The organism is Mucilaginibacter sp., assembly GCF_041088075.1.
GTDB lineage: Bacteria > Bacteroidota > Bacteroidia > Sphingobacteriales > Sphingobacteriaceae > Mucilaginibacter_A.
This window is the reverse complement of record NZ_JBGCVY010000021.1, coordinates 1-5,731: the sequence shown is the minus strand read 5'-3', so window position 1 is coordinate 5,731 and position 5,731 is coordinate 1. Positions and strand designations below refer to the sequence as shown.

6 protein-coding genes and 1 pseudogene are annotated in these 5,731 nt (G+C 40.1%); 6 read left to right on the top strand and 1 reads right to left on the bottom strand.

The annotated features are described in order from the left end of the window. From V5804_RS04125 to V5804_RS04100, 6 genes and pseudogenes are all read left to right on the top strand, one after another. A pseudogene (locus tag V5804_RS04125) lies at positions 1-186 on the top strand (glycerol acyltransferase); the annotation flags it as partial. Between the two features lie 21 nt (positions 187-207). After that, a complete protein-coding gene (locus V5804_RS04120) occupies positions 208-831 on the top strand; it encodes a 1-acyl-sn-glycerol-3-phosphate acyltransferase (protein WP_369590108.1) in 624 nt (207 codons plus the stop codon). Beyond that, positions 831-1,922: a glycosyltransferase family 2 protein gene (locus V5804_RS04115; RefSeq protein ID WP_369590107.1), complete on the top strand. Its 1,092-nt coding sequence runs from the start codon at positions 831-833 to the stop codon at positions 1,920-1,922. Before V5804_RS04120 ends, V5804_RS04115 begins: the two co-directional genes overlap by 1 nt. After that, the gene (locus V5804_RS04110) at positions 1,919-2,551 is read left to right on the top strand and encodes a carotenoid biosynthesis protein (RefSeq protein ID WP_369590106.1); all 633 of its coding nucleotides are present in this window, start codon (positions 1,919-1,921) and stop codon (positions 2,549-2,551) included. Before V5804_RS04115 ends, V5804_RS04110 begins: the two co-directional genes overlap by 4 nt. A 47-nt stretch (positions 2,552-2,598) precedes the next feature. After that, entirely contained in the window at positions 2,599-3,450 is an 852-nt protein-coding gene (locus V5804_RS04105; RefSeq protein ID WP_369590105.1) for a 4-hydroxy-3-methylbut-2-enyl diphosphate reductase, read from the top strand. Between the two features lie 108 nt (positions 3,451-3,558). After that, positions 3,559-4,155, top strand: a complete 597-nt coding sequence (locus V5804_RS04100) for a fatty acid desaturase (protein WP_369590104.1) — start codon at positions 3,559-3,561, stop codon at positions 4,153-4,155. A 295-nt stretch (positions 4,156-4,450) separates the two neighbouring features. Here V5804_RS04100 and V5804_RS04095 read toward each other — a convergent pair whose 3' ends face one another. Beyond that, entirely contained in the window at positions 4,451-5,431 is a 981-nt protein-coding gene (locus tag V5804_RS04095; RefSeq protein WP_369590103.1) for a hypothetical protein, read from the bottom strand. Positions 5,432-5,731: the final 300 nt, after the last annotated feature.

Here is a 5,731-nt window from a genome sequence, read left to right as displayed (position 1 = left end):
AAAGGCAATTGCCAGATTGTGTATTGTGCGGTTTTGGTTGATTATTTTGAAAGTTTTAAACCCACGGCTTATTTTCATTTGTTGGATTGCGGCACAAACCATGATTTTAATTTGGAAGATTTGAACCGGCAAATCAACGATTTTCACCGGAAAGCGTTGGAAAACCAAATCAAAGTTGCACACTAAAAAAGTACCGGTAAAAGAAGCATGATTAAAAATAAAGACAATTGGTTCATTTTCAGCTTTTTTTCCTGGTATATCTCGCGGCGTGTTACCAGGCATTTCTATCAAATTGATTTTAACAAAGTTGATGTCAGCCCGCAAAAATCAGTTTTACTGATAGCCAACCATTACAGTTGGTGGGATGGTTTTTTGTTTTTTTACCTCAACAAAATGCTTTTTAAAAAGAAGTTTCATGTGATGATTTTGGAAGAAACCATTTTAGAACATGCTTTTTTGAAATACGTGGGTTCGTTTTCGGTTTCCAAAGGTTCAAAAAGCATCATCGAAACTTTAAAATATGCCGGAGGTTTATTGAACGACCCGGAAAATTTGTTGCTGATTTTTCCGCAGGGAAAGCTGTTTTCTAACTTCGTTGATGAGGTGGTTTTCGAAAAAGGATTAAGCAAGATCATTGCTTTTGGCCAACAAAATTTTCAAACCGTTTTCGCTGCTTCTTTTACCGAGTATTTTTCCCAGCCTAAACCCACTACTTTTATTTATCTAAAAAACGACGAAACGGAAAACTTTGCCACGCTGACCGATGTTGTTTCGGCATACCAAAAGCACTATCGGCAAAGTAAAAAAGTGCAATCTGCAATTGTTAAATAATGGCTATTTTTTTTTGTTACATCATTTATTTTTTTCTGATTTTGCGCTTTTGTGTTACGCTTTTTAATTTTATTTCCAACCCTAAACTAACCAAAGTTTCGCACCAATACCACGACCTGGTTTCGATCCTGATCCCGGCCCGCGATGAAGAAAAAAACATCCTGACACTGCTGCAATCCATGGAAAGCCAGGATTATCAAAACATAGAAGTGATTGTTTTAGACGACCATTCAAGCGACGAAACTTATAACTTGTGTGCTAATTTCGCCCAAAAACACCCATTGTTTAAAGTGATAAAAGGCAAACCTTTGCCCAATGGCTGGCTCGGTAAAAACTACGCCTGCCATCAGTTGGCGCAACAGGCAAAAGGCAAGTACCTGTTGTTTTTGGATGCCGATGAAGAAGTGGAAAACGGGCTGATCAACAGTTCGGTTTACCGCATCAAAGTCCATCGTTTGGCTTTGCTCAGCCTTTTTACCAACCAGGTGATGGTTACGCTGGGCGAAAAAACAGTTGTTCCGCTGATGCACTACATGTTGCTTAATTTGCTGCCTTTGCGGCTGATTTATCTTTCTAAAAACCCGGCTTTTGCAGCGGCCAGCGGCCAGTTTATGTTTTTTGAGGCCGAGAAATACCACCAGTACCAATGGCACGAAAAAGTGAAAAACCAGGTGGTGGAAGATGTGGAAATTATGAAACAGGTAAAGCAAAACCGCTTGAAAGGCGAGGGCTTGCTGGCCAATGGTTTTATCCGCTGCCGGATGTACAACGGTTATCAGGATGCCATTCATGGCTTCAGCAAAAACTTCTTGGCACCGTTTAATTACAGCATTGTTACTTTTTTGCTGTATTTGGTTTTTTTGATCGGCGGCCCGGTTTTGGTCGGCCTCACCCTAAATTTGCAATTGTTTTTGATGATGCTTTCGCTTATCGTTTTAACACGGATCATGATCTCGCTGTCCTCCGGCCAAAACGCAGTTTATAATGTGTTGCTGCACCCTTTGCAAATGGTAAGTTTAATTGTGGTGGCGTATCTTTCGATCACAAAATACCTGACGAAAACGGTTACTTGGAAAGGGCGAAAAGTTTGAAGTTCAGCAAAACCAATGCTTCCGTTTTCGTAATCATCCTCTTTCATATTGTTGGTTTGGTTGGGTTTTTAGTGCCTTTTTTACGGCCGCTTTTTTTGCAAATTGTTCCGTTCCATTTATTGCTGATGCTGTTTTTACTGCTTATAAACCATCACGGGAGGTTTTCTAAATTGCTCCTGTTTGCTGCAATCATCATGCTTTCAGGTTTTGCTGCGGAGTGGGTCGGTGTGCACAAACACTGGCTTTTTGGCAATTACGTTTACGGAAAAACTTTGGGTTTTAAGCTGAAGGACATTCCGTTAATGATTGGGGTAAACTGGTTTTTATTGATCTACTCGGTAGGCGTGTTTACCAAAAAAGTACCGGTAAAAGAAGCATGGCTTAAAATCATCATCGGCGCGGTTTTGCTGGTTTTGCTCGACTTGCTGATCGAACCGGTTGCCATCCGTTTTGGTTACTGGCACTGGCTTTCAGGCGCTGTTCCAATCAAAAATTATATCGGCTGGGTCATCGTCAGTTTGCCTTTACTTGCTGTTTTTCAATTGTTTAATTTCCGGTTTCAAAACAAGGTTGCGCCGGTTTTGCTGTTGGTACAATTCCTGTTTTTTGCAGTTTTGAATTTTGTCTGATAATTAAAACAACTTAAACCCGGCTTTTTACGTTAAATTTGCACTATATGGGAAACTATCAGTTGCAGGTAACAATAGACCAAGAATCAGGTTTTTGTTTTGGTGTAGTTTACGCTATAGACATGGCCGAAGAAATTTTGGCGCAAGACGGTTATCTGTATTGTTTGGGCGATATTGTGCACAACGACGAAGAAGTAGAACGTTTGAAACTGAAAGGTTTGCGTATCATTTCGCATGAAGATTTGCCCAAACTGCAGCACGAAAAAGTGTTGATCCGTGCGCATGGCGAAGCGCCCGAAACGTATCGTGTCGCACTCGAAAACAATATTAATTTAATTGATGCTTCCTGTCCCGTTGTTTTAAAATTACAAAACCGCATCAAAAGTTCGTATGACCAGGACGAAAAGATTTTGATTTTTGGCAAACACGGCCATGCCGAAGTAATTGGTTTACAAGGGCAAACCAATAATGAAGCTTTGGTTTTTCAGGATATAAAAGAACTGGACACTGTTGAATTACCGCAAAAATTCACGTTGTACAGCCAGACCACCAAAAGCATGGAAAAGTTTTATCATATTAAAGATGAACTTTTGAGCCGTGGACACGAAGTAACAGCCAACGATACCATTTGCCGCCAGGTTTCTAACCGCGACAAAGATTTGCCGGAGTTTGTGCGCCGGTTTGATAAAATTCTTTTTGTGTCCGGTAAAAAATCTTCAAACGGAAAAGTTTTGTATGAAGTATGCCGCAAATATAACCCAAACACTTATTTCGTTTCTTCTCCCGAAGAATTGGAACTTTCCATGTTTTCGCCAAATGATACCATTGGTATTTGCGGCGCAACTTCCACACCGATGTGGCTGATGAAAGAAGTAAAACAAGTTTTAGAACAATATTAATAAGCAGCCATGGCCGATCTAACTATAAAAAAATATGCAGCTTCTGGCTTAGGTTTGTTCTTCGCAATACTCGTTATTTCCTGCTGGGTTAGCTCAACCGTCTTATTAATGGGTTGGCATTTTAGCTGGAGCAACCCTTTAGTTTATTTTCTGATTTTGGTGCAAATGCACTTATACACTGGCCTTTTTATTACGGCGCACGACGCTATACACGGCACAGTTTCTTCAAAACCTATTGTCAACAAAGTTGTCGGACAAATTTGCACTTTGTTTTACGCCGCTTTTTGGTACCCTAAATTGTACACCAAACACCATTTGCACCACAGCCACGTGCATACCGAACACGACCCGGATTACCACAACGGTAATTTCTTCAGTTGGTTTTTTCGTTTTTTCCGCAATTACCTTTCTATCTGGCAAGTTGTTTTTATGGCGGTTTTGTTTAATATTTTAAAAATCTGGGTTCCGCAGCAAAACCTCATTTTGTTTTGGGTATTGCCTTCGCTGCTCAGCACCTTGCAGCTTTTTTATTTCGGCACTTACTTGCCGCACAAAGGCGAACACGATAACCGGCACCAATCCCGCACGCAAAGCAAAAACCATGTGGTTGCTTTTTTTACCTGCTATTTTTTTGGTTATCATTACGAGCACCATGATGCACCGGGAACGCCGTGGTGGTTGTTGTGGAAGATGAAGGGTGTTTGAGGGTAAAGTTTTTTTCTGTTTGAGCAAACTTTAACAACCTTTAAGGCAAGCCATAAAATTTGTTGAAGTTTTATGTTGATGGGTTAACAATTTTGTTCGTGTAAAGTTGCATGCTTCTTTTAGCACTATAAAATTAGTGTTAGGATCCCATTCCTGATACAAAATCCAGAAACACACATTTAAAATTGTATGCCAAAAGAAGCATCATAAAATAATTTGAACGACTTTAAAAAGCCTTGGTCATGTTTTCTATCTTTCCAATTCAACAAAAAATAAATTCAAGCTTAACAATTTATTACTGCGGTTCTAAATTGCTTACCTCTACCTGCAGCTTTTGCAAGTCTTGATTAACAGAGCGAACCATAACTTCAATCTCTGTAAGCATATTAGAAAGGGTGTGGAGATCGTCAATATGGTAACTTCCGCCATTGCCAAAAAATAATTTCTGCTGCTGCTGTTGCTTTTGAGGTTTGCCTTTAGTCAACTGGTCGTACTTCGCCCAGCGCATACGGGAGGTTTGGAGTAGTGAACGGACAGCCTGGTTAGAACGTCTTTCCCGCTTTTCATTAAGTACGGTCCAAAGTCCGGTCGGGTACAAGGCCGAGCGTGGGTGTTGGTACCATACATCGGCAAGTAAGTTTTGGTTGATCGGGTAATTTATTTGTGGGTTTACGAGGATAGTAGCAACCCCTAATGCGGCACTTAGGACGGCAGTGCTTACCGTTAGCACAAGGTTTAAGTGTGAGTTTTTTACTGTTGCGCTAACGGTACTGCCGACTGCACCAAACAGCAATGAACCAACAGTAAGGTTGTTCCGCTGCTTATCTTCCCGTCCTTGCAATGCTATGGCCGACTGTTCGGCACGCTGCTTCTCGCATTCCAACTCCTCGGCAACCTGCAGTACGTCTGCCGAAGCATCAACTATTTGCAAAACAATTGCTTTACGTTGTTTTAAAAAAGCCGGATAAGCAGGGCTCGTAGGCGTAAGGCCTTTGCCCCTTTGGATAAGTTGCTGTAAACCAGTATTAAGGCCATAAGCATGGGTTAACTGCAGGCTGCGAGGCGATAAGCCATGTATGGTGCTTGTGTCAAGCATTGGTAAAGATGCAGCCTTGTCGGCATGAAGCGTATCAATGGTAAAAACTTGGTGAGGGACTGTGCAATAGTTATTGGTATTATCCTCACTGTTGATGGCCGGGCGAATTGTACCGCAACCTTGTGTTATAATTAACAGGGCTAACAACCAAATTGGGTTTGGCCGATATAAATATTTCATGTGGATCGGAATTAATAGTAAGTTAAAATTTAATTATATAAACAAAAACGTCTGATATGGTTTGAACATAAAGTTTGTTTAAATTTTGTTCGATATATTTTTCCATACTTCTTTTATCGCTTAAAAATTAGTCTGTTCCTTTTTTAAGCTTCTTATACTATGAAAATCTTTGGGCTAAGGTTGCAACCCTGATGTATATATATATATCTAAAAGAATCATAAAAATTATTATCGTTTAAATAAATCTACTATTAAATTATTTGTAACATTTTAGTTGCAAACTGTTTATTTTAACTATCT